Raw genomic sequence first — 22,748 nt, forward strand, 5'->3', positions numbered from 1 at the left:
GTTGGCCCTGTTCGCCGCCCGATTCTCGCAGATCGGGCGGCGGGGGTGCACCGACGGGGTCGCCCGGAGCATCGCGACCGGGCAGGTGCCGGGGTGGAACCGGGCCGTGGCGGGCCCGCGTTCGCAGGTCAGCCGGGTGCGGCGGCGCGGGCGGCGCGGGCAACGAGCGCGGTGCGGACGGCCAGTGCTGCCAGTGCCTCCGGCGCGCCCGCCTGGTGGCGGATGCCGGGGAAGGCGTTGACGTCGACGGCGATCGGGCCGTCGGGCCCGTCCAGCAGGTCGATGCCGTACACGTCGAGGCCGAACGCGGGCCCGGCGGCCAGGGCGAGGGCGCTCTCCTCGGGTCCGGGGGTCCAGGGGCGGCGGGCGGGGCCGCCGGGGTGGAGTTCGGAGCGGCGCTGTTCGGCGAACAGGTGTCCGTCGATCACCCACAGTTTGCGGTCCCAGCCGTCGCCGGCCACCGGCCGCTGGGTGATGACCGGTTCGTGCGGCCACCGGGCGGTCAGTGCCCGCCACTGTTCGGCGGTGTCGGCGCGGGCCACCAGGTCTTCGCGCCGGCTGTGCCGGCTCTTCACCACCACCGGCCCGGCCCAGGTGAGTTCGCCGAGTGCGCCGTCCGCGACGGTGGGTGCGAACGGCAGGCCGGCCCGGCGGGCGCGCTGTTCCATCGCCGCCCGGTCCTGGCAGAACGCGGTGGCGGCGGCCGAGTTGAGCACGGGTGTGCCGGCCTGCTCGTAGCGGCGGGCGGCCTGGAGCGCGGCGGCGCTGCGCGCCTTGAGCAGCAGCAGGTCCGCGTCCTGGCCGGCCGGCACCGTCGAGTGGCCCGCCGCGGCGAGGAGTTCGCGGGTGGCGGCGAGCAGCGGGTGGTCCGGGTCGCGGGCCAGGACCGCGATGCGCAGCGCCGTCACCGGGCGGCCGGGGCGGGCGCCGGGGCGGGGGCGGGGGTGAGCAGTGTGTCGGCCTCGGGGGTCGGCCAGGACGAGCCGGTGCGGGCCAGGCGGACCACGGCGTCGGCCACCCGCTCGACGGCGTGCGGTACTTGCCGGAAGCTCGGGAAGTCGTTGATGTCGACGACGGTGGGTCCGTCCGGTCCGAGCAGTACGTCGAGGCCGTACAGGTCGAGGCCGAAGACCTCGCCGACCTGCGCGGCGAGTGCGGCGACCTCGCGCGGCAGCGGGACGGGCCGTTCGGTGGCGGGCCGGTGCGGGTGCAGCGGCGAGGTGCGCTGGGTGGCGAAGAACTCGCCGCCCGCGCAGTACACCTTGAGGTCGAGTCCGTCGTTGGCGACGTACGGTTGCGCGATCAGCAGGCCCCCGCCGTCGGGCCCGGCCAGTTCGGCGAGCTGGGAGGGGTGCTGGACGAGGTGGACGGCGCGCCCGGAGGAGCCGTCGGCGGGCTTGACCACCAGCGGGTAGTGCCGCTCGGGTATCGCGGCGAACACGGCCGGGTCGGCCGCGGCCCAGGTGCGCGGCATCGGCAGGCCGTGCAGGGCGGCGACCACGGCGGTCTGCGCCTTGTCGCGGACCGGCCGGATCGCCCGGGCGTCGTTGACGGTGGTCAGTCCGGCCGCGGCGGCGGATTCCAGCAGTCCGAGGCCGGGCCCGCCGGAGACGGTCTTCAGCACCCACGCGTCGTGCGTGCCGCTGCGTATCAGCCGGGCGAGGTCGAGCAGTTCGGCGCCGGGGCGCAGTACGTCCACCCGGTGGCCGGCCGCCCGCAGGTGGTGGACCACCTCCAGCGGCATCCCGTCGTGGCGGTAGTGCTCCTCGACCAGGAAGCAGAACCTCATCTGTGCCCACCCATTCCCCTCTGTCCCCCCGCGCGCGTGCCGGGAGGCCGTTCGCATCTGTCCACCCTGCCACGGATCTTTGTTCGGAAAACGCGCAGGGTGTACGGGAACGGCCACAGACACGTCACAGGCGCATTTCCGCAGGTCTGGAACCCAACGCCAGGGGCATGACGTTGACATGACGTTCATTTGGCACACTCTTGAGGGGGACCGTGTGCATCCATTGCTGCGTCCGCACGCCCGGCACGACCTGACGGACCGGCCGGCGCCGACCGTGCTGGCCTACCCGGCGCTCGACGTTCTGGTGGTCTCGGGCCTGCCCGGCAGCGGCAAGAGCACCTTGATGGCGCGCTGCGCCCGGGCCCGGGTGATCGACTCCCAGCACACCCGGCAGCGTTTCGCCGCCGCCCTGCCCGGCGTCCCGTACGCCCTGTACCGGCCGCTGGTCCGCGCCGCCCACTATCTGCGGCTGCGGGCCGCGCTGCGGGCCGGCGGGCCGCTGGTGGTGCACGACTGCGGGGCGCTGCCGTGGGTGCGCCGGGCCATCGCCCGTACCGCGCACCGTCAGGGCCGGCACCTGCACCTGCTGCTGTTGGACGCCACGCCCGCGCAGGCCGCGGACGGCCAGCGGCGGCGCGGCCGCCGGGTGTCCCGGTACGCGTTCGCCCGCCACCGCCGGGCCGGCGCCGCGCTGCGTGCCCTGGCCTCGGCGGACGGGCCGCTGCCGCCGGGGGTGGCCTCGGTGGTGCTGCTGCCGCGCGCGTCGGCGGCCCGGCTGACCGCCATCGAGTTCACCGCGCCGCACGGCCGGGCCACCGTCCGGCCGGTGAACGCGCAGGTGGCGGCGGGTCGGCGGGTGCCCGCGCCGCAGCTCGCGGCGGCCTCGGCCCGGACGGCGGCGGGCGCTGCGGCGAACGGCTGAGCCGCCCCGCGCGTCGCCCGCCGCCCCGCCGCATGCTGGCTAGTCTCCGGGCCATGCGCACCCCCTCCCCCTCCCCCCGGCCGCAACGCGGCCCGCAGGCACGGCGGATCGCCGACCGGCTGTCCGTGCAGTTCCGCGTCCCGATCGAGCCGCAGTACGAACAGGCCGGGCACCGCTGGACGTTGCGCTGGTACGACGGGCCGACCGTCACCGCGGTGCGCTGCGCGCTGGAGCGGCTGTTCCCGGACGGGGACCGGTTCGCGGTGCGGCGCGATCTGACCACCAGGGCGCTGGTGCTGGCCGCGATCCGGGAGACCCGGGCGGGGGCGATGCACCGCTCGGTGGGCAGTTGGGGCCAGCGCTACCACCTGGAGCAGTTGCTCGCCGAGCAGGAGCATCCGGACCGGACCGCCGATCCGCGCGAAGCGGCCATGCTGGAGCGGCTGTTGGCGGCCGCCTCGACCGCCGCCGCCCGTGGCAGCAGCGCGCCCGACCTGGCCCGCGCGTTCGACCTGGTGGCCCGCGACGGCGTCGCCTGGCTGCTGCCCGAGCACCGTTTGGCGGGGCCGGCCGACCAGGACGCCCTCGCGCTGAGCCCGCTGGAGTACCTGACGTCCCGCTACGCGACGGGCGTGCACCGCGCCGCGTGGGAGACGGCGCTCGCCACCCTGCCGCTGCGCGCCGCCGTCACCGCGGCCCACCAGGATCCGGAGCCCGACCCGGACGCGGCCCGCGCCGCCCTCACCCTGCTGCCCGCGCTGCGCGCCCAGGCCTGCGCGGAACTCGACGCCGTCGAGGCCCGGTTGGCCGCCGTCGTCGGCTCCGGCAGCGTGTCGACCCCTATTCTGCCTGCTCACGAGCGCTCGCGGTAGGACCGGGCACACACGCGTTTTTCCTTGTCCGGGCGGTTCGTTCGGGCGCAGACTCGTCCGCATTCCCCCCTTCGGACGAGTTGATGGGAGTCGTGTGTCCGTACACGTCGATCAGGAAATGGCCATGCGTGCCCGGGTGTTGCTGGTCGGCAGCGAACCCCCCACCCCGTGGCAGGCCTACCGGGCGCACCGCCTGCTGGCCCTGGACAACCCGCGGGTGCACCTGCCGAAGCTGGCCCTCGCGGCCGTCGAACTGACCCGCCACCACCCGGTGCTGCTCCGCCGGGACCTCCAACTGCGGCTGTTGGACGAGGCCTTGGAGGCGGCGGACGCCATCGCCCCCGACGATCCGTTCCGGGCGCAGGCGCTGACCCGGATCCGTCATGAGCACGCGAAGCGACTCAAGGAGCTGGGGATTGCGAGGAGTTGACGCTCGCACCGGACGTGGGCCGCCCCGTCTGCGAGGTCTGGAAGTGCTGCTTCTCCAGCAGCAGGCCGTCCTTGAAGCAGAACCGGACCACGTCCTGGCCGTCTCCGGCGCCGACCCGCACGTCGCCCGCGAACCAGCGGCAGTGCGCGCCGTCCGGCACCGGCGGGCCGTACTTCTTGAAGTCGCCGGTCAGGAAGTCGCTGCCGACCGGCAGCCGGGCGTTCACCGTGCCCTCGGACTGGCCTTCCTCGATCGAGTCGTACAGCTTGGTCGACACGGTGGCGTCGCGCATCGAGCTGATGAACACCAGCACCCCGATCGTGGCGACCACCCCGACCACGCCCAGCACCGCGACCGCGCCGAGTGCGCAGCCCATCGCGGGGCTCCGGCGGCGCTTCTCGGGGCCGATCAACTGACCGGCCAGTTCGCGCAGTTCCTCCTCCTCGGGGATCGCCGCCAGCGCCCCGTCCGAGGTGTACGGGAGTCGACCGCTCAGCCGGAATCCGCCGTCCGGCCGGGCGGTCGCCTGTATCGCCCCGCCCAGCAGCCGGGCCCGCTCGCGCAGGCCGGTCAGGCCCTGGCCGCCGGAGACCGCCGCCGTCGCGTCCCCGCCGGGCCCGTTCACCACCTCCACGATCACGGAGTCCCGTTCGAAGCGCACCGTCACCACGATCAGCGCGCCCGGGGCGTGCTTGTGCGCGTTCGTCAGGCCCTCCTGGGCGATCCGGTACGCGGCGTGGCCGGTGGCCGCGGCGAGTTCGCGCGGCGTGCCCTCGTGCCGCAGTTCCACGTTCGCGCCCGCCGCCTGCGAGGTCTCCGCCAGCCGGTCTATCGCGTCCACGCCGCCGGCCGCCGGCAGCGAGTCGTCCCGCAGCAGGCCCACCACCTGGCGCAGCTCGTGCATCGCGCCGGTCGCGGCCTGCCGCAGCACCCCGACGGCCTCGCGCTGCCGCTCGCCGAGCGTGCGGTCCACCTCCAGCGCGCCGGTGTGCACGGCGATCAGCGCGAGCTGGTGGCCGAGGCTGTCGTGCATGTCCTGGGCGATCCGGTGGCGTTCGCGCAGCCGCGCCTGATGCGCGATCATCACGCGTTCGCGGACCAGCTGCTCGTTGCGCTCGCGCAGGCTGTCCAGCAGCGCGGTGCGCTGCGCCCGGTACCGGCCGAACAGTGCGGGCAGCACGCCCAGCAGCAGGTAGCCGACCACGCAGATGCCGAGCAGCGCGGGCAGCGGGAAGTGGTCGCGGCGGTACTGCAGCACGCCCGCCGCGAAGTTCAGCACGAAGCCGATCGTGAAGACCGCCGGCGCGTACCAGGGCTTGGTGATCCGGCGGCCCGCCGAGTAGCCCGCCGCGACCAGCAGCGGCAGGAACCCGCTCGGCCCGCCGGCACCCGCCGCCGACAGCACCAGCACCGTCCCCGGCAACCCCCGCCGCAACAGGAACAGCACTCCCGCCGCACCCACCACCAGCCCCGACGGCCACCCCCCGCTGTCCGCCCGCTGAAACAGCGCGGCCAGCCCGCACACCACGAGCCCGCCCAGCACCTCCCGGGCCACCGCCCGCCACGACCAGGGCCCCGGCACCGCCCGCTCCACCCACTCACGCATCACCCTCAGACCCTAGCGGCCCCACACCCGCCGACCGATCCCGCCTCCGGCCGACGAGAGGACCGGCGGCGCCGGACAGCGCTCCACCGACGACGGGGGCTACAAGTGGGGCCGACGCCACCGCCGGTGCCGGGCCGTCACGCCCGCCAACGACACGCGACCCGCGAGCAGCGCCCGGGTACCGGCCGACGCCGGGGCCCGCACGAGTCACACCGCAACCGCTGCCGGGGCCGGGCGGCGCACCAGCGGCGTCCGAGCCGGGGTCGCACCGGGCCAACGGGGCCGGAACCCGGGCCGCGACAGCGGGCGCGCGAGCCGCGCCGAAGCCACCGCCGGGCCGTCACGCCCCTCTACGAGCTCACCACCGGCGCGCGACCCGGGCCGCCGGCCGGCCAGCGGGGGCCGGTGTGCGGGTCGTTCGCCCAGGCGTACTGCTCGGTGGGGGTGCGGGTGAGGCCGTAGTCGTATACGCCGGGCCGGCCGGCGGTCTCCCACTCGGTCCAGGCGGTTTCGAGTTCGTCGGCGAGGCGGCGTGGTCCGCCCTGGGTGGTCCAGGCGCCGCCGGTGGGGCGGGCGGAGAGGACGGCCCAGGAGGTGTGGCCGTCGGTGATCCACGCGCTGGTGCCGTCCTGGTCGTGGCCGGTGTGCACGGTCAGCTCGGGGAGGGCGACGCGCAGGGCGAAGCCCAGCCCCCACGGGTCGGCGAGCCGGGCCGGGTCACGGTCGGTGGCCTCGGTGGCGCCGGGCTCCGAGGCTCGCCGGATGTCGGCGAACGTCCGTTGCCGGAGGGCGTGTTGGGTGCGGGTGGGCATGAACCGGGCCAGGCCCTGCATCCAGCCGGTGGCGGACTTGCCGTCCTCGGCGACGGTGAGCGCGACGTGGCCGAGGTGGCCCCAGGGGGTGACGATCCGTCCGCCGGGGGCGGTCTGTTCGATCCAGGCCCAGGGGATCTGCTCGACGGCGTAGGTGGCGATCACCCGGTCGAACGGAGGGCGGCCGGGTGCGCCCAAGTCGCCGTCGCCGGTGAGGACGTGGACCTCCAGGCCCGCGGCGGCCAGCCGACTCGCGGCGGCGGCCGCGAGCGCCGGGTCCGCCTCGACACTGACCACCTGGCCCGGTCCGGCGCGGCGGGCCAGCAGCGCCGCGTTCCAGCCGCTGCCGGTGCCGAGTTCGAGGACGCGGTGCCCGGGCTCCAGCCGGAGGCTGTCCGCCATGTCGGCGACCACGGCCTGGCAGGACAGGCTCGACGTGGGCAGGCCGTCACCGAGGGTCTGTCCGGTCGATCTTGTCGGATCAGCGTGCGGCGTCGGGCGCCCGGCTGGGAGTGCCGGCGAACCGTCCTCGTACTGGGTGTACTTGGATGGTTTGCCGGTGCTTCCAGGCGGGATGATCCGGCGGCGCGCGCCCGGCAAGATCGGCCGGACAGACCCTAGCTGCGTCACCGCCGCCTCGTCCGGGGAGCGGTACAACTCCCCCGCCCAGCCCGCCGGATCGACGGCCCGGTCCACCGGCGCCCACGCCCGGCCGTCCCACCGCCACAGCCGCCGCGGCGCGAACCCGTCCCGGGGCAGTGCCGCCATCGCGTCCCGCACCCACGGCGCTCCCTCGGGCCATGCCCCGCGTTCCGCCATCACCCGGTCGAGCCGCGACCGGTACGACGGCAGGTCCAATTCCAAGGCCACCGCCGCTACTTGCGCCGCTTGCCGGTACCGGGCGGCGGGGGCGGCACCTGTCCGTCCGAGTTTCCGGGGGGCGGGGTGCCCTGGCCCGGGTCCGGCGCGGGCTTCTCGTGCTCACCCATCGCGACCACTCCTCCCCTGACGACGGCCGCCGCGCACGCGGCGAGGACCCCATCTTCCCGTCGGCCCGTTCCCGCCGACAGGGCGCGCCGGGGTCGTACGGGGGCGTACGACCCGCGCGGGCGCCCACCTGGCGGTGGCGGCTGCCACGGCGTGTCGAACGGGCGGCGCAGGTGCGCCGGCCGGGTGAGGAGCCGATTACCCACCGTGCAAAGCGGGGATCACCGGCCGGTATGCCGACGAAGATCCGTGGCCGCCGGTCCTCGCGCCGCCGCCACCTCGCCACCCTCACCGCGCTCGCCGCCCTCGGCGCTCTCGCCACCGGCTGTACCTCCCCGCACACCCGGGACGACACCGGAACCCAGGCCGCCCCCGCCGCACCACCCGCCGCCGCTCAGCCCGCCGCCGCTGTCCCGCAGGGCGCGGCCGGGCAGGAGATGAACAGTCAACTGGCCGCCGCCGAACAGAAGTCGAGGCATCATGAGGCGGCGCTCACCGCCGCCCGGCGCTGGGGCCTGGCCGCCCTCCCGCTGACGGCGCCGGCCGCGCCCGCCGAGAAGCCGGAGCTGACCGCAGGGCCGAACGTGCTGCTCGCCGACGGCCTGCCACCGGTCGTCCACCGCGTCCCCACCGAGGACAAGGTGGTGTTCCTGACCGTGGACGACGGCGCCGAGAAGGACCCGGAGTTCGCCGAGATGGCCGCCGAGCTGGACGTGCCGCTGTCCGTGTTCGTCTCCGACTACCTGGCACGCTCCGACTACGGCTACTTCCGCGCCATGACCGAGCGCGGGGTGTCCGTCAACAACCACACCATCACCCACCCCGACCTGCGCCGCCTCGACGCCGACGCGCTGCGCCGCGAGATCTGCGGCCAGCAGGACCGCCTGGAGGAGGAGATCGGCACCCGCCCCTACCTGTTCCGCCCCCCGTACGGCGAGTACACCGACGCCGCCCTGCGCACCGCCGCCTCCTGCGGCGTCACGGCCGTCCCCCTGTGGACCGAGGAGGCCTTCCCCGACCACCTCGAATACCGCTACTCGGGCCAGAAGCTCCACTCCGGCGACATCATCCTCACCCACTTCCGCGCCCCGGCCCCGGGCTGGAAGGGCACCATGTCCGACATGCTCCGCCGCGTCGTCGACACCGCCACCGCCGAGGGCTTCGCCATCGGCCGCCTGGAGGACTACCTCTGACCGCGCCCCGGCCGCGGCAACCCCGACGCCCGAACGCGGTGGTCAGGGCGCGACGAAGCCGGAACGGTAGGCGAGGACCACGGCGTGGGTGCGGTTGCGGGCGCCGAGCTTGGTGAGGATGTTCGCGACGTGGGTCTTGACGGTCTCCGCGCCGAGGAACAGCGACCTGGCGATCTCCGCGTTGCCGAGGCCGGCGGCCATCAGGCGCAGCACCTCCTGTTCGCGGTCGGAGAGCGGGTGCGCGAACGGGGTGGCCTCGCGGCGGTGACGCAGTGCCAGGTCGCGTACGGAGTCGGGGAACATCAGGGTGTCGCCGAACGCGGCCAGCCGGACGGCCTGCACGATGGCTTCCGGCCGTGAGCGTTTGAGCAGGAAGCCCGCAGCGCCGGCGAGGAGGGCGTCGTGGACGCTGTCGTCGTTCTCGAAGGTGGTGATCACCACGACCCGCGGGGCGGGGACGACGGTGTCGAGGATCCGCCGGGCGGCCTGGATGCCGTCGAGGGCGGGCATCCGGACGTCGGTGAGCACCACGTCGGGTGTCAGGGCGCGGGCGAGTGCGAGGGCCTGGGCGCCGCTCTCGGCCTCGCCGACCACCTCGATGTCGGGTTCGGCGGACAGGATCACGGCCAGGCCGGAACGCACCAGCGGTTCGTCGTCGGCGATCAGTACCCGGATGGGCTCAGCACTCACAGGTCCCCTCCGGGGCGGTCGGTGGTTGCGCGGCGGGGCGGGCCGGGCCGAGGGCCCCGCCGAGGGTCAGTGGCAGCCGGGCGGTCACCTGCCAGTGGCTGCCGACCGGTCCGAACTCGGCGTGGCCGCCGACGAGTTGGGCGCGTTCGGCGATGCCTCGGGTGCCCCGGCCGCCGCGGCGGGTGGGGCGGCGCGGCGCGGGCAGCGGGTTGGAGACCCGCAGGCGCAGCTCCCCCGCGGTGGCCTCGATCGTCACGTCCACGGGTGAACCGGCCGCGTGGCGGAGGGCGTTGGTGAGGGCCTCCTGGACGATGCGGTAGGCCTCGCGGGAGACCACGGCGGGCGTGGGGTCGAGGTCGCCGACGGTGAGTGTGACGGGTGAGCCGGTGGCGCGGGCGGAGTCCGCGAGGTGGTGGACGTCGCGCAGGTCGGGTTGGGGGGTGCGGCCGGGGCTCTCCTCGCGGAGCAGGCCGAGGACGTGGTCGAGTTCGTCGGCGGCCGACCGGGCGGCTTCCTCGATGGCGGCGAGGGCGCTGCGGGCGAACGCCGGGTCGCGGTCGAGGATCCGGCCGGCGGCTGCGGCCTGGAGCGTCACCACACCCAGTGCGTGGCCGACGGAGTCGTGCAACTCCCGTGCGAGCCGGTTGCGTTCGGCGAGGCGGGCACTGTGGCGTTCGGCCTCGGCGAGCTTCTCGGCGGCGGACGGTCCGAGCAGGGCGGGTGCCGAGCGTTCCAGGAGCAGGCCGGCCGCCCAGGCGGCCGTCGGCATCAGCGCCGCGAGCAGCAGGCCGGCGGCCGGGCCGAGCCAGGCCGGTACCGCGCCCAGCCACCCGGGGGCCTGGTCCAGGAACGGACGTACGGCCAGTAGCGCCACGACGGCTGGCGGGATTGCCAGCGTGGCCCCGGAGAGGGGCGCGCCGAGTCCGAGGTGCAGCACGGCCCAGGCGGCGGTCCGTCCGCGCGAGGCGGTCCGGTCGTCCGGGCCCTCCGCCCACGTCCCGGCCGGAAGCAGCGTCCGGACGATCGCGGACTCGAGTTGCCGGATGAACGGGAGGGCCGCGGCGGTCGCGGCGACCAGCGGCAGCGCGGCCAGGTAGGCCAGGAACTGGACCAGCAGTGCCCGGCCCAGCGAGGTCTGCGGGACCACCCGGTCGAGGGTGATCCCGAGGACGATGTTCGTGACGAACCAGAACGGCGTCATCATCGCGCCGCCCAGGATCAGCAGCGCCCAGCGCCGCAGGGCCGCCCGGCCGAGCAGGGCCTGGGCGGTCCGGCGGAGCTCCCCCCGTAGCGTCACGCCCGGATCATCCCACCCCGGTCGCCGCCGTCCTCGGACGCCCCCTGCCCGGCCGGTGCGGCGGCCTGAACCACCATCAGGGCCAGTACCGTCGCGAGCACCGCGCCCGTCAGGGTCTGGAACCCGCCGAGGAGTGCCAGGCCGCGCATGTCCGAGCCATCGTTCAGCGGGGTGTGCAGGGAGGAGGTGACCAGCCAGAAGAACCCCCAGCCGAAGGCCGTGCCGGTGCCCACCCAGGCCATGACCAGCAGCCGGAGGGCAGGCCGGCCGTCCTGCCGCTGCCGGGTCACCGCCAGCATGCCGACCAGGCCGGCCAGGATGATCAGGGCGTACCCGCTGTCGATGATCAGGGACTGGCTCGCCGTGCGGGTGTCGCCGGGGCGCAGGGCGTGGCTGCCGAACGCCCAGGACAGTTGGATGCCGACCGGGATCAGGCCGAACGCGGCGACCCCGGCCGCGATCAGCCGCCGCGCGCCGGCGGCCGGGCCGAGGGGCAGGTCGCGCAGGCGCAGCGCGAACACGCCGGCCCAGCGTTCCCGGGCGTGCAGGACGAACCCGGCGACCAGTCCGACGGCCTGGAGGCCGAACCCGCCGTAGACCATGGCGTACACCCAGCCGTCGATGGTGTCCTGGTCCGGGCTGCCGGAGGAGGAGAAGCCGTCGGTGAACGCGCCGACCACGGCCGCGACGGGCACCACCAGGGCGATCGGCGCGAGCAGTCCGGTGGCCACCCACATCGGCAGGATCAGCAGCCAGCCGGGGACCCGCCGCCCCCACGGGCGGGCCAGGGCGAGGGCGAGCGCGGCCGCGATCGCGTCCATGCCGAGCGTCGCCAGGTTGGCGCCGATCATGCTGCCGCTGTGCATGCCGTCGCCGTGCACGCCGATGCTGCTGCCCGCGACCCAGGCGATCTTCAGTGCCAGGTAGGGCAGCGTGGCGGCGATCGTCCCCACGCAGATGACCGTCCGCAGGCGGTCCCGGCGGGTGCTGGCCAGGAGGTTCGGTGTCGTCATGGCTCCGACGATCGCAATCGCCCGGGGTGCGTCGATTCCCCCGGACAGGGGACTTGGCTCCCCCGTTCGGGGGAGCGTGGCCCGGCTGCGGGTGACGGTTCGCGCCGGTCCGCGATAGGTGCGGGGATGCCGACCAGCGAGGAGGACCGCCCGTGAATCCGATCGAACGCGCGCTGCGTGCCGTCGACCGCACCCAGCAGCGGCACGGGCCGCCGGCCGTGGTGTTCGGCGTGATCAAGAAGTACGGCGACGACCGGGGCGGTCTGCTGGCCGCGCTGATCACCTACTACGGCTTCGTGTCCCTGATCCCGCTGCTGCTCCTGCTCTCCACCGTGCTGGGCTTCGTGCTGCACGGTCATCCGGGGGCGCAGGAGGCGGTGGTCAACTCCGCGCTGGCTGATTTTCCGATCATCGGCAACCAGTTGCGGGAGAACGTGCACTCGGTGCAGGGCAGTGGGCTGGCGCTGGTGATCGGCGTCCTCGGCCTGCTGTACGGCGCGCTGGGCATCGCGCAGGTCCTCCAGCACACCATGGCCGAGGTGTGGAACGTCCCCGGCGTGCGGCGGCCCGGCTACTGGCCGCGGCTGGCGCGCAGCCTGGCCCTGTTCGGTGCGCTGGGCCTCGGCCTGGTGGTGACCACGGCGGCCGCGGCGCTGGTCAGCACCACGCTGGCGGGCACCCTCGCCCGGGTCGGCGGGCTGCTGCTGTCGGCGGTGCTGAACATCGCGGTGTTCGCGGCCTGCCTGCGGGTCCTCACGCCGAAGGAGGTGCCGACCCGCCAGCTGCTGCCGGGCAGCCTGGTGGCGGGCCCGCTGTTCACCGTCCTGCAGGCGTTCGGCGCGGTGCTGGTGGCGCATCAACTGCGGCACGCCACCGCCGTGTACGGCTTCTTCGCGACGGTCATCGGCCTGCTGTCCTGGCTGTACCTGGCGTCGCAGATCACCGTGTACGCGTCCGAGACGAACGTGGTGCTGGCCCGGCGGCTGTGGCCGCGTTCGCTGCTCCAGCCGCCGCTGACCGGCCCGGACCAGGAGGTGCTGGAGTCGCTGGCCCGCCAGGAGGAACGCCGCCCCGAGCAGCGCGTGGCGGTCGATTTCGTCCCGCCCGAAGCCGAACCGGAGGGGGACGAGCCCGAGCCGGAGGGGGGCGAGCACGAGCCGAAGGGGGGCGAGCCCGAACCGAAGGGGGACGGCGGACCCGCGCCGGAGAAGGGGCCGGACGAGGAACAGGGCCCCGAGGAGCGGCGGTAGCCTCCCACCGCCGAACCGGCCCCGGAGGTGTACCGCCGCCCGGCCGCCCGCGCGCTGGCCGACCGGATGGCGGAGCTTGCCAAGTGACCGGCCGACTACGGCAGTTGGCGACTCGCGCACCGGCTGACCGTGCCGATCCGTCCCCTCCCGCGTGAGTGTCGGTGGCCGCCGATACCGTCCGGTCCATGACTGATCGTGAGACGTACGCCCCGCTGTCGTTCTTCGAGTACGACCACCGACCCGGCTCGTACTGCCTGCTGCTGTCGGACGACCGGATGGTCGCGGTGGACGAGGTGTTCGAGGCCGCCGGGCAGCCGAACGGCGGCTACAGCTGGGAGGCGGTGGCCCGCTCCGCGGTGCGCTCGCGCGCGCCGCACCTGGAGGGCCGGTTCCGCTACGACCCGGAGGCCGGCATGTTCGTGGCGTACGGCGAGGACGCGGCGGCGCTGCGCGAACTCGGCGCGCTGCTGTCCGGCGCGTTCCACGACCGGCCGACGCTGCGCGAGCTGATCGACGCCGCCGAGCCCGACTGGTTCGACTGAGCGCCGCGCACCCCACGAACACGCGCGCACGCCGACGGCCGCCCCTCCCGAGGTGGGGGGCGGCCGTCGGCGTGTGCGGATGCGGCGATCGTGCTCAGTGCGTCACTTGGTCAGACCGGCCTTGACGGAGCACACCGGCCAGGCGCCGGGGCCCTGGTTGGCGAGCACCTTCTCGGCGATCTCGATCTGCTGCGCCTTGGTGGCCTGGTTGGCCTGCGGGGCGTAGGCGGTGCCACCGAACGCGGCCCAGGTGGAGGAGGTGAACTGCAGGCCACCGTAGAAGCCGTTGCCGGTGTTGATCGACCAGTTGCCGCTCGACTCGCACTGCGCGACCTTGTCCCAGGTGGACGCGTCGGCGGCGTGGGCCGAGGTTGCCGTGACGAGTCCGGCCACCGGCAGAACGGCCACCGCGGCGCCCACCACAATGGCGGCACGGACGCGCTTGCGGGTACGGCTGCCCTTCTCGGCGGTGGTGGCGGCGGTCGTGGCGGCGGCGGTCTCGTTACGGAAGATCATGCGAATCCTTTCGGCTGCCCCGGGCAGGCAAGGCGGAACCAGGACCCCTGACGGGCCTGCTGTTTCGCGCTTGTTGATCGGACGGTGCCGTCGTTGGCCGACGTGCTCTCCGTCGCGGTCACCCTGCCCGTGCGGTGCGGCTCGGTGGCCGCTCCGGGGCGTTGGTGTCGGGTGATCCCGGGTAGTGCGCCCTGCACTGGTTACGAAGCTACGGGCGTCCGGGCCGATGTCCAAGCATTCGAAGGTCTGCGCAGGTCAGAGTCGCGTTACCGGCGGTATATCGGGGTTTCGCGCCGCCTCCGCCCGCGATTTCCCGGGCCCGGCCGGCGTGTGCTGTGACCGGCCTCACCGGCTTTGGACCACCTCTCCCGAGGCGCCGCACACACCGCGTACTCGACCGGTGACCGCGCGCCGACCACCCGCCCTTCCGCGTATGGGCCGGGCCACAGCGGTCACGACCGGCTCGTCTCGCGGTCACCGACCGTGGCCGAATCGACGCCCCCGGGACGGCCCCGCGACTTCCCCGGGGCGACCCCAGGACGACCCCGGGGCGACCCCAGGACGACCCCGGGGCGGCCCCAGGACGACCCCGGGGCGACCCCAGGACGGTCTCAGGACAGCGCGGTGAGCACCCGCGGCCCGTCCTCGGTGATCGCCACGGTGTGCTCGGAGTGCGCGCCGCGCGAGCCGTCCGCCGATCGCAGCGTCCAGCCGTCCCGGTCCACCCGCAGCTCCGCCGTCCCCGCGCACCACCACGGCTCCAGCGCCAGCGTCAGCCCCGGGCGCAGCTCGAGGCCGCGCCCCGCCCGCCCGACGTTGGCGACGTGCGGGTCCTCGTGCATGGTGCGGCCCAGGCCGTGACCGCCGAAGTCGGTGTTGATCCGGTAGCCGGCCCCGTGGCCGACCTTGGCGATGGCCGCCGACAGGTCGCCGATCCGGTTGCCGGGCACCGCCGCGGCGATCGCCGCGTCCAGCGCGGCCCGGGTGGAGTCGATCAGGCGGACGTCCTGCTCGGCGGCCGCGCCCGCGACGACGGTGACGGCGGAGTCGGCGACCCAACCGTCGATCGACACCGCGAAGTCCAGGCTGATCACGTCCCCGTCGCGCAGCACATAGGGGTGCGGCTGCCCGTGCAGCACCGCGTCGTTCACGGACAGGCAGATCACGTTGCGGAACGGCCCGCGGCCGAACGACGGCGCGTAGTCCCAGTAGCAGGAGACCGCGCCACGCTTCTCGACCAGCTTCCGGGCCCGGCGCTCCAGCTCCATCACCTCACGGCCGGGCTCGACCATCCCCGACAGCTCGGCCAGTGTCTCGGCCACGAACCTGCCGGTGACGGCCATCTTCTCGATCGCCTGCGGCGTCTTGTACTCGATCACGACACGCTCCCTGCACAGCGGCAGCGCCGCCCGCTCCATGAGGCTGCCGGTATTTGAATACCGGCGGGACGGGGACACCCTAGCAGCAGAACGGTATTTAAATACCGCTTGGGGATCCGCTCTCCAGCCTGTGACCGTGATCGATACCTTGCGAACGAGAACCGCATGTCCCGGCCGCGACCACCGCCTTCCGCCTCGGGGGCGGTGGCCGGACCATCCACCGGCCGACCGAAGCTGGAGATCGCGTTCCCCACCGACAGCGAGGCCTGGAACGCCACCGCGTCCAGGTCACCGTCCACTGATCCGGTCGTTCGGCCCATCCGCCGGCCCGGGAGTCGGGTGAGTCGAGGACGGCGCGGAGCCGGTCAGTCGACTGCCGGCCGCATCACCGGCCCGTTGAGGGGAGTTGGCCGACGCGGTCGACGGCGGCCTTCGCGAGGACCGCCGAGGTGCCGACCACCGTCCCGGCCGGCCCTGCCTCGCCGGCCTCGGCGAGGACCGTTCGCTCGCCGAGGAACGCGTACGTGGTCCGGTCGAAGACCCACTGAGTCTGCTGCCCGTGCGCCGTACGCGCCACGGCGACGCCTTCACGTCCGGCGGCGTCGACGGCCGAAGCAACCTCCGTGACCCCCGGAATCCGCCCGGCGGCCCGGTAGAGCGCGGCGCTGACCTGCGGCGGCGCCCAGGTCTCGGCCAGCAGGTCGCCGATCGCCGTGAACGCCCGCTGGTCCGGGTCCTGGCCCTCGCCGCGGGTCTGTTCCCTGATCAGCTTCAGCAGGGCGTCCGGGTCGGTGGGCAGCGAGGCGACGTACGCGTTGGTCGCTTCACCGATCGACGGACCGTTCCCGCGCGGGGTGTCGGGTCCGGCGGTCTCCCCCGGCCGGTCGAGGTGGAGGACCGGGCCGTTCTCGCGGAGCCGGGTGTCGGGCCCGCCCTCCTCGCGCAGCAGACCGGGGCGGCTGCCGTCGGCGGACAGCCAAACCTGCCGGGTGTGTACGGGAGCCATGGTCACGGGACCGCCCGCCGTACTCTGAGCCGCGTAGGCGACCCTGCTCTCGACGTAGACGAACTGGTCGGCGCGGACCGTCGACTGCTCCGCTCCGGCGGCGAGCGCGATGTGGTCGAGCAGTTGTACCGCGTGGGAGGTGTCGGCGGCGCCACCCCCGGTCACCGCCGCGCGGTCGTGCCCGGCCGAACCCCCAAGGTCCACCGTCACGACGCCGACGACCGCGAGGGCGCAGGCGAGCGCCGGCACCGCGATCCGGACCGGACGCCGGTACCGGGCCGGACGCCGGGTGGCGCCGCCCCGCGGTTCGGCGGACGCGGCGGCCCTGCGCAACACCTCCCGTCTCAGCAGCAGTTGACGATCCGTGTCCAAGCCGGGCACGGCCGGCGGGGGCAGCAGTTCGGCGAGTTCGCGGCGCTCGTCCTGCGCGGAGGACGGACACTGCGTATCGCGCCGTGGGGTGGCGTTCATCCGTGGCTCTCCTGGATCGACTGGATCGAGTGGATCGACGGCCGGAGCGCGGGGATGCGGCCCGGTACGGGCAGGGCGGTGACGGCGGAAGGGGTCCGCCCCTCCGCCGCGGGGGGCCTTCCGGTTCCGGTGTGCCGGTGCCGCGCCGGCAGGACGCGGGCCTCGGCCCTGGCCCTGGCCTTGGCTTCGGCCTTGGCCTGGGCCCTGGCTTCCGCCTCGGTGAGTTCACGCAGTCGGGCCCGGGCCCGGGAGAGCCGCGAGCGGACAGTGCCGACCGGCGTGCCGAGCGCCTCGGCCGCGCTCGCGTAGTCCAGCCCGGCCCACACCACGAGGGTGAATACCTCCCGGTCGCGGCGCCGGAGCCGGGCGAGCGCGCGGTGCGCGGCACGCAGGTGCTCGACGTCCGCGAGGTGCGCGACCAGGTCGTCGGCGAAGTCCGGGACCGAGCCGCGTTCCGGGATCCGGGCGAGCGCGATGTCACGGCGCCGGCGGGCCCGGGCGGTGCGGCGCATGATGTTGGTCGCGATCCCCAGCAGCCACGGGCGCAGCCCGTCACCGTCGGGGTGCAGTTGCTCCCGGCCCCGCCACGCCTCCAGGAAGGTCGTCGAGACGACGTCCTCGGCCTCCGCCCAGTCGCCCGTCACGCGGAGGGCGTAGCGGTACAACACCTGGGCGTGCTCGTCGTACAGCTCGCCCAGGACGTCGGGATCGCCGCGGCGAAGACGCGTTCTCATGAGTGCTTCCACGCTCTGCCCTGCCCGGTCCGCCGCCCCGGTTCCGGTGACCTGTGTCACAGGCGCCGCCGCGCCGCCGGGGGCCGCCCCGCTCCGGATGTGGTCCAGCTCACAGGAACTCCGGAGCCGGTCCGACCAGTGCAGAGCATGACCACAACTTCTGCCCCCCGCTCCGTCCCTCGTTCCGTTCCCCGCCGCAGCGCCCTCCGGGCCCTGGCCGTCGCCGTCGCCCTGGTCGGCACCTCGACTCCCGCCTTCGGCAGCGCGGCCTTCGCCGCGGAGCCGCAGACGTACACCCTCACCATCAAGCACGTGGACCGCGCCGGCCAACCGGCCACGAAGTTCCGCACCCATGTCGCCGGGGTCTTCAAGGACGGCGGCGAGGAGTTCCTCGAGCAGCAGGACACCTCCGGCGTCACCACCGTGCGGCTGCCCAAGGGCCGGTACCTGCTGGACAGCACCCTGAGCTCGATCCAGGGGGCGAACGGCACGATCGGGACGGACTGGATCGTCCAGCCGCGCCTCGACCTCGACCGGGACACCACCGTCACCGTCGACGCGCGGACCACCGTCCCCGTCGACGTCCGCCCCCCGGACGGCTCCGCGAGCTTCGTGCACGGTTCGACGGTCGTCGAGGTCACACACAACGGTGTCACCAGGAGCGGCAACGTCGTCAACGGGTCGCCGAACCTGCGCGTGGCCCACCTTGGGCCCGAGACCGAAGCCGGGGCGCTGAAGCAGTGGATCGACGTCAACTGGAAGACCGACACCGTCAACTACGCGCTCGGCCGGACCTTCATCGGCACCCGTGCGCTGACCGGGCTCACCCGGCACTACTCCGCGCAGGAGCTGGCCACCCTGAACATCCGTAGCGCCGTCGGGCCGGGCAGCACGGGAACCACGCACTTCAGCCTCCTGCCGACCGACGGAGCGTCCCTCGGCGTCTCCCGGTCCATGCCGACACCCGGCACCGCCACCTTCCTCGTCGCACCCGAGCGCGGCACCTGGGACATCAGCTTCACCGTCCCCCGCGCCGACGGCACCGCGCCGAACTCCTACACCGCCGACCGCATCGCCGTACGGGCCGGGGCCACGACCACCCAGACCTTCGACGGCCCGGTCTTCGGCCCCGCGCTCACCGACCGTCCCGCCGTCTCACGCGACGGCGACCGAATCACCGCGAACGTCCCGCTGCTCGCCGACGGCGACGGCCACGCATCGTGGCGCCCGTTGTTCGACACCGCGTACACGTCGCTGTACCGCGACGGCGTGCTGGTCGGCGCCGCGTCCGAGGCGCCCGGACGCGGCGAGTTCACCGTGCCCTCGGGCAAGGCCTCGTACCGCCTGTCCACCACGGTGACCCGCAAGGCCGCGGCCGGCGCGACCACCCGCGTGAACGCGTTGTGGACCTTCGCCTCGGCCACCACGACCGGGCCGACCGCGCTCCCGGTGAGCGTCGTGCGGTTCTCTCCCGAGCTCAGCCCGGCCGGCACCGCGGTGGCCGGCAGTGCGCTCCGGATTCCGGTCACCGTGCAGGGAGCCGCCGCGGACGGACGCACCCGCTCGCTGACCGTCTCGGCCTCCACCGACGGCGGCGCCTCGTGGACCCGCCTCCCGCTCGAAGCGGGCGCGGTGACGGTCCAGAACCCGTCGGCCGGCACCGGTGTCTCCCTGCGCGCCGAGCTGACCGACGCCGACGGCAACACCCTCGACCAGACCATCACCGACGCCTACCGCACCCAGTGACCCCGTCGGCCGCCTGAGGCCCCTCCGGGAACCGCCCGGAACCGCCGGGCCGAGCCGGCCTCGCACGGCGCGGATCGCACATGGTTCACGGGTGGCCGGACCACTTCCCCGGTCCGGCCACCCGTTGCGGTCACCGGCCTGCGACTCGTCCAGCAGCTCTCCGGCGCCCGGGGTCACGAGGCCGGCACGTGCCGCCTGCGGGCCCGACCGGCCGTGCCCGTCGGCCAGTTGGGAGTTCCGCCGCCGGACCAGGACCGAGGAACTACACCAGCAGCGCCTCGACAGCGGCACGCGCCTGTCGGGCCGGGGCGTCGGTGCCGGTGATCGCGGCGGTGACGATGGCGCCCTCGGCGAGCAGTTGCACGGGCGCGGGGTCGGCGAGGCCGGCGGCAGCGCACCAGTCGGCCAGCTGCCGGTGGAAGGCGTCCTTGTGGGAGCGCACCTCGGCGAGCACTGCCGGGGAGGCCGGGCCCATCTCACCGAAGGCATTGATCCAGGCGCAGCCCCGGAAGCCCGGTTCGGCGCACCATCCGGCCAGCCAGTCGAACGCGGCCAGCAGCCGGGCCTGCGGATCGGCTTGCGCCTCGGCGGCGGCGACCAGTCGCCCGCGCCAGCGCACGTCCCGGCGGCGCAGCACCGCCACCACCAGGTCGTCCTTGGTGGGGTGGAAGCGGTAGATGCGTTTCAGCGGGAGCCCGGAGGCGGCCCGCACCTCGTCCATGCCGCCAGCGCGAATGCCCTTCTCGTAGAACAGCGCTTCGGCGGCGTCCAGCAGCTTTTCGTGGTCCTGCCGGGTCTGCTCTTCGGTGAGCGGGGCGGGCATCGGCGCACTCCTGCGAGGGATTGACGTGGAGAACGGTCGTTCCCTAGCCTAGCGCCCGACAAGGGTGGAGAACGGTCATTCTCCACCTGCCCGCATCCGCCCCAGGAGGCCACCATGACCGAGGGCCGCCCGCCCTACCCGCCGTTCACCCGCGACAGCGCACTCGCCAAGGTCCGGGCCGCCGAGGACGCCTGGAACAGCCGCGACCCGCAGCGCGTCGCCCTCGCCTACACACCCGACTCGGTGTGGCGGAACCGCGACACCTTCCTCACCGGCCGCACCGAGATCGTCGCCTTCCTAACCGCCAAGTGGGCCCGCGAACACGAGTACGCACTGCGCAAGAACCTGTGGGCGTTCGACGGCGACCGGATCGCCGTCCGCTTCCAGTACGAGTGGCACGACGACGAGGGCCAGTGGTGGCGCAGCCACGGCAACGAACTGTGGGGAGTTCGACCCGAACGGCCTGATGCGGCGGCGTGAAGCCAGCATCGACGACGTCCGGATCGACGCCGCCGACCGCCGCATTCTCGGCCCCCGGCAGGACGACGAACCCGAGCTCCCGGTGCGCTGACCCCCGCCGCCACCCCGGGCCGCTACCGGGCGGGGCGACGGCGGGCCACCGCACCCTTGGCCCCGGCAGGGCGACGAGCCCGAGCTGCCGGTGCGCCGACTCCCCCGGTGTCCCCAATTCCCGGGCGGGGCGACGACGGGCCGCCGTGTTCAGTAGCGTGGCGGCATGGTGCGAGTCCCCCTCACTCCCGAGCAGATCGAAGCCGGCCGGCGCCTGGGCGCGCTGTTCCGCGAGACCAGGGCCGGCCGCGACCCGGTCGCCGTCGCCCAGAGCGCCGGCATCTCCCCCGAGACCCTCCGCAAGATCGAGATGGGCCGCCTCCCCAGCCCCGGCTTCGGCACCGTGGTCGGCCTGTGCGCCGCGCTGGACGTCCCGCTGGACGACGCCGCCCAGGTCTGGCTGGGCGTGGTCACCGACGACCGGCGCGCCGCGGGCTGACCTGGGCCGCCTCGTGCGGCCGTCGGCACCGCATACCTCTTGCCCGGAACCGGACTGCCAGAGCTGGGGACCTGCCTCGGCCGGTCGCCAGGACGGCGTACCGCCCCCCGGCCCAGGCTGCCGCGATCGGGAACCCGCGTCGGACTGTCGCCAGCACCACGCACCTCTCGCCCAGGCCCAGGATGCCGCGATCGGGAACCCGCCTCAGACCGTCGCCAGCACCGCGTACCGCTCGTCCGACACCGGCCCGCCCCACAGTTCGGCGTCCTGCGACAGCGGCTCCACTCGCAGCTCGCGCACCAACGGCCGTACCGCACGGGCCAGTTCGTCCGCGGTCGCGCCACCCGCCCAGGGCAGCCCCTCCGCGCCGTTCACGTACGGCTCCGGCTCCGCGCCCGCCTCGCGCCACCGGCCCTCGATCAGGACCAGCCGACCGCCCGGGCGCAGCATGGTCGTCCAGTGGTGCAGCGCCGCCTCCGGGTCGGGCAGTGTCCACAGCAGGTGCCGGCAGAGCACCGCGTCGAACCGCTCCTCCCCGACGGGCGGCCGCGACGCGTCCCCCACCATGAAGTGCCCGGTCAGCCCCACCCCCGCCAGCTTCGCCCGGGCCCGCTCCACCATCCCCGCCGCCAGGTCCACCCCGGTCACCCGGTGCCCGGCCTCCGCCAGCAGCCGCGACAGCGACCCCGTCCCGCATCCGGCGTCCAGCACCTCCAGCGGCCCACTGGGCACCCATTCCGCCAACTTCCGTACCCACGCCCGCCGCGTGGTCTCGATCCCCAACCCGTGATCGGGCTCCTGGTCGAAGGCGGGAGCGGCGTCGTTCCAGTACTCGGCGATGGCGTGCAGGCGAGTGTCCATCCGAGCACCCTCCCATCGGTCGCTGACATCCCTCGGCCCGATCAGCTCATCAACTTCCGCTTTCCTCATCCGGGTTGCGCCCAGCCCGGGCTGCGGGCGTCCGAACGCCGATGGTCAGGGTGAACCGAACAGGCTTTCTGTGCACCGAAGTTCGAGCCGCCGGGTGTCGGCTTCGATGTTCGCCGTCGTCTGCCCGGGATCGCCGCTCGCCGTGCCGTCCAGGCGGAGGCTCAACTCCCGGAACTCCTCCGCCAGCCTGAGGATCACCGGCCGGACATACGGGTCCGCCGCCGAACTCGCGGACTGCAACGCGCCGTTCGCTGCCCGCGCCGCAACGGCCTGCCCCGCACTGCCCGTCCCCACCGCCGCCGCTCGGTACGCGTCCAGTGCCCGTTGTGCCTCGCCGCAGCCCGCCGGTGCGGGCAGGTGGGAGCCGGACTGCCCGGGCTCCGGGGGCGGCACCGCCGGATCGCGCTCGGTACCGTGCGGGACGAACAGAACCAGACCGGCGAGCAGGGCGGCGGCGGCAGCGAGCCCCAGCCCGGGCGCCAAGCGAACGCGTCGGCGCATCACGGCCGCCGTTTGGTCCGGGCCCGCCCAGATGGCCGTCCGGAACTGCGCCGTCGGGCGCAGAACAATGAACTCGGACTTCCGCGTCGGCGCGTCCGCCGCACGATCTGCTCCGCCGGTCGGCCCGACTCCGACAAGCGACTCCAAGTACCTTCGCCACCAGGGCACTTCGGGCCCGAGTCGAGGGCGGAACGGCACCGGCGTCCGCCCCTCGGCAGTGAGCGAGTCCA

The 22,748-nt window shown here is 74.4% G+C and carries 22 protein-coding genes and 1 pseudogene; 9 read left to right on the forward strand and 14 right to left on the reverse strand.

Annotated features, from left to right (window positions below; genetic code table 11):
- Positions 1 to 128: 128 nt before the first annotated feature.
- On the reverse strand, positions 129 to 908 hold the full coding sequence (locus ACZ6R9_RS16475; RefSeq protein ID WP_465538646.1) for an ATP-grasp domain-containing protein: 780 nt from the start codon (positions 906 to 908) through the stop codon (positions 129 to 131).
- Entirely contained in the window at positions 905 to 1,789 is an 885-nt protein-coding gene (locus ACZ6R9_RS16480) for an ATP-grasp domain-containing protein (protein WP_465538647.1), read from the reverse strand. The genes ACZ6R9_RS16475 and ACZ6R9_RS16480 overlap by 4 nt, the downstream gene beginning before the upstream one ends.
- A 214-nt stretch (positions 1,790 to 2,003) precedes the next feature.
- Here ACZ6R9_RS16480 and ACZ6R9_RS16485 point away from each other — a divergent pair, with 214 nt between their 5' ends.
- From ACZ6R9_RS16485 to ACZ6R9_RS16495, 3 genes are all read left to right on the forward strand, one after another.
- A complete protein-coding gene (locus tag ACZ6R9_RS16485) occupies positions 2,004 to 2,711 on the forward strand; it encodes a P-loop nucleotide/nucleoside kinase family protein (protein ID WP_380480701.1) in 708 nt (235 codons plus the stop codon).
- 53 nt (positions 2,712 to 2,764) lie between these two features.
- Positions 2,765 to 3,583 (forward strand): hypothetical protein, encoded by an 819-nt coding sequence (locus ACZ6R9_RS16490; RefSeq protein WP_380480699.1) that lies wholly within the window; start codon positions 2,765 to 2,767, stop codon positions 3,581 to 3,583.
- Between the two features lie 124 nt (positions 3,584 to 3,707).
- Positions 3,708 to 4,013: a hypothetical protein gene (locus ACZ6R9_RS16495; RefSeq protein WP_465538648.1), complete on the forward strand. Its 306-nt coding sequence runs from the start codon at positions 3,708 to 3,710 to the stop codon at positions 4,011 to 4,013.
- Here the strand turns inward: ACZ6R9_RS16495 and ACZ6R9_RS16500 are convergent.
- Together ACZ6R9_RS16500 and ACZ6R9_RS16505 are read right to left on the reverse strand one after the other, a co-directional pair.
- Positions 3,985 to 5,619 carry a sensor histidine kinase gene (locus ACZ6R9_RS16500; RefSeq protein ID WP_465538649.1) on the reverse strand — a complete coding sequence of 545 codons (1,635 nt, stop codon included), beginning with the start codon at positions 5,617 to 5,619 and terminating at the stop codon, positions 3,985 to 3,987. The genes ACZ6R9_RS16495 and ACZ6R9_RS16500 overlap by 29 nt on opposite strands.
- A 350-nt stretch (positions 5,620 to 5,969) precedes the next feature.
- On the reverse strand, positions 5,970 to 7,301 hold the full coding sequence (locus ACZ6R9_RS16505) for a methyltransferase domain-containing protein (protein WP_465538650.1): 1,332 nt from the start codon (positions 7,299 to 7,301) through the stop codon (positions 5,970 to 5,972).
- A 350-nt stretch (positions 7,302 to 7,651) separates the two neighbouring features.
- Between ACZ6R9_RS16505 and ACZ6R9_RS16510 the strand changes: the two genes are divergently transcribed.
- A complete protein-coding gene (locus ACZ6R9_RS16510; protein ID WP_465538651.1) occupies positions 7,652 to 8,611 on the forward strand; it encodes a polysaccharide deacetylase family protein in 960 nt (319 codons plus the stop codon).
- 42 nt (positions 8,612 to 8,653) lie between these two features.
- On the opposite strand, the gene ACZ6R9_RS16515 is transcribed toward ACZ6R9_RS16510, so the two are convergent.
- From ACZ6R9_RS16515 to ACZ6R9_RS16525, 3 genes are read right to left on the reverse strand one after another with little or no spacing between them, the layout of a single operon-like run.
- Entirely contained in the window at positions 8,654 to 9,301 is a 648-nt protein-coding gene (locus ACZ6R9_RS16515) for a response regulator (protein WP_380480692.1), read from the reverse strand.
- Positions 9,291 to 10,598 carry a sensor histidine kinase gene (locus ACZ6R9_RS16520; protein ID WP_465538652.1) on the reverse strand — a complete coding sequence of 436 codons (1,308 nt, stop codon included), beginning with the start codon at positions 10,596 to 10,598 and terminating at the stop codon, positions 9,291 to 9,293. Before ACZ6R9_RS16520 ends, ACZ6R9_RS16515 begins: the two co-directional genes overlap by 11 nt.
- Entirely contained in the window at positions 10,595 to 11,611 is a 1,017-nt protein-coding gene (locus ACZ6R9_RS16525; protein ID WP_380480688.1) for a hypothetical protein, read from the reverse strand. Before ACZ6R9_RS16525 ends, ACZ6R9_RS16520 begins: the two co-directional genes overlap by 4 nt.
- A 152-nt stretch (positions 11,612 to 11,763) precedes the next feature.
- Here ACZ6R9_RS16525 and ACZ6R9_RS16530 point away from each other — a divergent pair, with 152 nt between their 5' ends.
- Complete coding sequence (locus ACZ6R9_RS16530; RefSeq protein WP_465538653.1) at positions 11,764 to 12,861, forward strand: YihY/virulence factor BrkB family protein; 1,098 nt, start codon at positions 11,764 to 11,766, stop codon at positions 12,859 to 12,861.
- Between the two features lie 185 nt (positions 12,862 to 13,046).
- Positions 13,047 to 13,403, forward strand: coding sequence for an immunity 51 family protein (locus ACZ6R9_RS16535; RefSeq protein ID WP_380480685.1), 357 nt, complete (start codon positions 13,047 to 13,049; stop codon positions 13,401 to 13,403).
- 102 nt (positions 13,404 to 13,505) lie between these two features.
- Here ACZ6R9_RS16535 and ACZ6R9_RS16540 read toward each other — a convergent pair whose 3' ends face one another.
- The 4 genes from ACZ6R9_RS16540 to ACZ6R9_RS16555 all read right to left on the reverse strand — a co-directional run bounded on the left by ACZ6R9_RS16540 (position 13,506) and on the right by ACZ6R9_RS16555 (position 17,509).
- On the reverse strand, positions 13,506 to 13,919 hold the full coding sequence (locus ACZ6R9_RS16540) for a transglycosylase family protein (RefSeq protein ID WP_380480683.1): 414 nt from the start codon (positions 13,917 to 13,919) through the stop codon (positions 13,506 to 13,508).
- Positions 13,920 to 14,530: 611 nt separating this feature from the next.
- Positions 14,531 to 15,298: a type I methionyl aminopeptidase gene (map, locus tag ACZ6R9_RS16545; protein ID WP_465538654.1), complete on the reverse strand. Its 768-nt coding sequence runs from the start codon at positions 15,296 to 15,298 to the stop codon at positions 14,531 to 14,533.
- Between the two features lie 385 nt (positions 15,299 to 15,683).
- Complete coding sequence (locus ACZ6R9_RS16550) at positions 15,684 to 16,775, reverse strand: CU044_5270 family protein (protein ID WP_465538655.1); 1,092 nt, start codon at positions 16,773 to 16,775, stop codon at positions 15,684 to 15,686.
- Positions 16,772 to 17,509: an RNA polymerase sigma factor gene (locus tag ACZ6R9_RS16555; protein ID WP_465538656.1), complete on the reverse strand. Its 738-nt coding sequence runs from the start codon at positions 17,507 to 17,509 to the stop codon at positions 16,772 to 16,774. The genes ACZ6R9_RS16550 and ACZ6R9_RS16555 overlap by 4 nt, the downstream gene beginning before the upstream one ends.
- 147 nt (positions 17,510 to 17,656) lie before the next feature.
- On the opposite strand from ACZ6R9_RS16555, the gene ACZ6R9_RS16560 reads away from it, so the two are divergent.
- The gene (locus tag ACZ6R9_RS16560; RefSeq protein WP_465538657.1) at positions 17,657 to 19,255 is read left to right on the forward strand and encodes a serine protease; all 1,599 of its coding nucleotides are present in this window, start codon (positions 17,657 to 17,659) and stop codon (positions 19,253 to 19,255) included.
- 262 nt (positions 19,256 to 19,517) lie between these two features.
- Here ACZ6R9_RS16560 and ACZ6R9_RS16565 read toward each other — a convergent pair whose 3' ends face one another.
- The gene (locus tag ACZ6R9_RS16565) at positions 19,518 to 20,078 is read right to left on the reverse strand and encodes a TetR/AcrR family transcriptional regulator (protein WP_465538658.1); all 561 of its coding nucleotides are present in this window, start codon (positions 20,076 to 20,078) and stop codon (positions 19,518 to 19,520) included.
- A gap of 114 nt (positions 20,079 to 20,192) precedes the next feature.
- On the opposite strand from ACZ6R9_RS16565, the pseudogene ACZ6R9_RS16570 reads away from it, so the two are divergent.
- A pseudogene (locus ACZ6R9_RS16570) lies at positions 20,193 to 20,649 on the forward strand (nuclear transport factor 2 family protein).
- A 165-nt stretch (positions 20,650 to 20,814) separates the two neighbouring features.
- Positions 20,815 to 21,087, forward strand: a complete 273-nt coding sequence (locus ACZ6R9_RS16575) for a helix-turn-helix domain-containing protein (RefSeq protein ID WP_380480670.1) — start codon at positions 20,815 to 20,817, stop codon at positions 21,085 to 21,087.
- Positions 21,088 to 21,291: 204 nt separating this feature from the next.
- On the opposite strand, the gene ACZ6R9_RS16580 is transcribed toward ACZ6R9_RS16575, so the two are convergent.
- Together ACZ6R9_RS16580 and ACZ6R9_RS16585 are read right to left on the reverse strand one after the other, a co-directional pair.
- The gene (locus ACZ6R9_RS16580; protein ID WP_465538659.1) at positions 21,292 to 21,948 is read right to left on the reverse strand and encodes a class I SAM-dependent methyltransferase; all 657 of its coding nucleotides are present in this window, start codon (positions 21,946 to 21,948) and stop codon (positions 21,292 to 21,294) included.
- Between the two features lie 114 nt (positions 21,949 to 22,062).
- On the reverse strand, positions 22,063 to 22,518 hold the full coding sequence (locus ACZ6R9_RS16585) for a hypothetical protein (RefSeq protein ID WP_465538660.1): 456 nt from the start codon (positions 22,516 to 22,518) through the stop codon (positions 22,063 to 22,065).
- Positions 22,519 to 22,748 lie beyond the last annotated feature (230 nt).

This window comes from Kitasatospora sp. NPDC048662, from assembly GCF_055587065.1.